Source organism: Nocardiopsis sp. TNDT3, assembly GCF_003427465.1.
GTDB lineage: Bacteria > Actinomycetota > Actinomycetes > Streptosporangiales > Streptosporangiaceae > Nocardiopsis > Nocardiopsis dassonvillei.
Map to the genome: position 1 here is coordinate 1 of NZ_QPFC01000605.1, position 2,662 is coordinate 2,662.

General features: G+C 76.3%; 2 protein-coding genes. One reads left to right on the forward strand and one right to left on the reverse strand.

Features of this window, described 5'->3' with window-relative positions; translation table 11 throughout:
* Nucleotides 1–1,533: bis-aminopropyl spermidine synthase family protein (locus DQW06_RS15385; RefSeq protein ID WP_198662459.1), on the forward strand; the 1,533-nt coding region annotated here is incomplete at its 5' end.
* Between the two features lie 161 nt (nt 1,534–1,694).
* On the opposite strand, the gene DQW06_RS15390 is transcribed toward DQW06_RS15385, so the two are convergent.
* A partial coding sequence (locus DQW06_RS15390) for a hypothetical protein (protein ID WP_232833030.1) occupies nt 1,695–2,662 on the reverse strand: 968 nt, incomplete at its 5' end.

A 2,662-nucleotide genomic window follows, 5' to 3' on the forward strand; every position in this document is an offset into this window, starting at 1 on the left:
GGGGCCCTGACGGAGGCCGGTGAGCTGGCGCCCGGGGACGGGCGGGGCCGGGTGCGCCTGGTGCGGCCCGAGCGCTACGCGGGCGCGGCCGGGGAGGAGCCCGCCGACCCGGTGGCCCACCTGCTCCCCCGCTACTCCCGGGCGCTTGCGGAGCTGGCGCGGGCCGTGGAGGAGGGGCCCGCCTCGGATCTGGACCTGGACCACGTGGCCGCGACGGCCGAGACCGCGCTGCGCCGGGCGCTGCTGCTGTCCACCCGGTTCGACCTGCGCGACCGCACGCTCCTGTGCGTGGGCGACCACGACCTGACCTCGGTGGCGCTGACCCTGGTGTGCCCTGGCGCCCGGGCGCAGGTCGTGGACATCGACGAACGCGTCCTGGCCCACATCGACTCCCTGGCGGCCGAGCTCGGGCTGGCGGTGCGTACGCACGCCGCGGACCTGCGTCTGGGGCTGCCGCCCGCGGTGCGCGGCGGCGCGGACGTGGTGTTCACCGATCCCCCCTACACGCCCGACGGGGTGGAGCTGTTCGTGCGGCGCGGTGTGGAGGGGATGGCCGATCCCCGCCGGGGCCGGGTGCTGGTGGCCTACGGGGCCAGTGAGACCACCCCGCGGCTGGCCGCGGCCACGCAGGCGAGGCTGGTGCGGATGGACCTGCTGTTGGAGGCGGTGTGGCCGGACTTCAACCGCTACCACGGGGCCGAGTCGATCGGCGCGGCCTCCGACCTGTACGTGCTGCGGCCTCTGGCGCGTACGCTGCCCGCTCCCTCGGGTGAGGTGGCGCGCGTGTACAGCCAGGGGGTGAACGCCAAGGAGGCCCGGGGCGGTCTGGACGCCGACCGGGCCCGCGCCGTGCTGGACCGGGTGGCCGGGGAGACCGCGAGTGCCGCGGGTCCCGGCGGGACCGGGGAGACCGGTGGGGCCGGGGAGGCCGGTGGTGATCGCGCGCCGACGCTGGTGGGCGCGTGGCCGGGCGAGGTCGCCGGGTCGGGGCGGGTGCGCCTGTCCACGTGGTTGGAGGCGCCCGGGCAGGGCGGCGGACGCGCGGTGGTCAATCTCACGGGCGGGTGGGACCGCTGGGCGGCGCGGGCGGCCCTGGCCGCCGCCGGGGACACCGTGTACGTGCTGGTGCCGTCCTCGGCGGCGTGCGTGCGCGACGAGGCGGGCCAGCGGGGGCTGCGCGCCCTGGTGGAACCGCGCTTCGGGGTGCGGTTCCTGCGCGGGTTCGGCGCGGACGGCCTGACGGCGGTGCGGCTGACCCGGCGCCCGGACGCGGACTCGGCGGTGGACCGGCTGCTGGTGTACGTGCAGGAGAGGGCGCACGGCACGCTCACCGCGACCCTGCGGGCGGGGCTGGTGGAGGTGTCGGCGTGGCGGGAGAGCCCGGTCAACAAGCGCACGGCGCGCCACGCGGTGGCCGCGGCGCCGGAGTGGGTGTCCGGGCACACCCTGCTCGATCTGCCCGAGCACCGCTTCGGTGAGCTGCGCGGGGTGGCCGCCGACCTCCTGGAGCGGGTGGGGTCCTCCCCGGCCTGACGCTGTACCGGCCCGTCCCCTGGGCCGATCGCAGGGCAGGACCCTCGCGTCACATCAGCGACGGTTCCGGCCAGCCAACGGGCTGCTGCGTGCCCGTCCCGGAGACGGCGAAGGGGCCCTCGGCGGTGCCGCGGGCCCCTTCGTGTGTGCGGGGTGGAGGCTCAGCCGGTGCCGGTGGTTCCGGGCAGCTCCGTGCCCGTGCCCTCGTTGCCGGTCACACTCTCACCTTCGACGCCAGTGCCGGTGCCGTCGGTGCCCAGGCCCTCGGTCCCGGTGCCCGTTCCGTCGGTTCCCGTGCCCTCGGTTCCGTCGGTGCCCGTTCCCTCGGTCCCCTCCGTCGTCCCCTCGGTGCCGCCGCCGGTGGTGCCCTCCTGCTGCACCATGCGCCGGTAGAGCGGGTCGCGGAAGTTGGCCAGCGCCACGAGCGGCCCGGACAGGCTGACCCTGTCCTCCACCGACTCCGAATCGGTGGGCTGCACCCACACCAGGACCAGGTAGTGGCCGCTGACGACCGCGTCACTGGCGCTGTAGCCGCTGCCCAGGCGGTCGAAGGGCTCGGCGCCGGACGGCGAGAGCACGAAGCCGGGGTCCTGGGCGCCCTCCCCCTCGGGTTCGGCGAGGGCCGCGGCGACCGCGCGGCTGCCCTCGACGTCGGCGAGGTTGAACACGGCCACGACGCCGAAGTAGGTGTCGGACACGTAGGTGGCGCGCCCGGCCTGGGTGCAGTCGGCCTCGGCCAGGGCGGTCTTGACGGGCTCGCCCCACACCGCGGCGGCGCAGTCCTCGGCCAGGACCGATTCGCCCAGGGTGAAGTCGATGCTCTGGCTGGAGATCTCGGCGTTGCGGTCCCCGAACAGCTCGTTCTCGTTGAGGGGGCGGCTGTCGGCCTCGCGGGTGGCGAGCACCTCGTTCATGCTGCCGGCGTCGACGACCCGGTACACGGCGGGGCGGGTCTGGGGGGCGGCCTGCCCCTCGCCGCCGCCCTCCCCCGCGTTGAGGTACAGGACCACGCCGAGGGCGATCAGCGCCACGACCAGCACTCCGGCCACGATGGCGATGAGGGGGCCCAGGCGCCTGGACTCCTTCTTCCTGCGCCCCCCGGCCCGTCGGCGTCCGCCCTCCCGGGAGG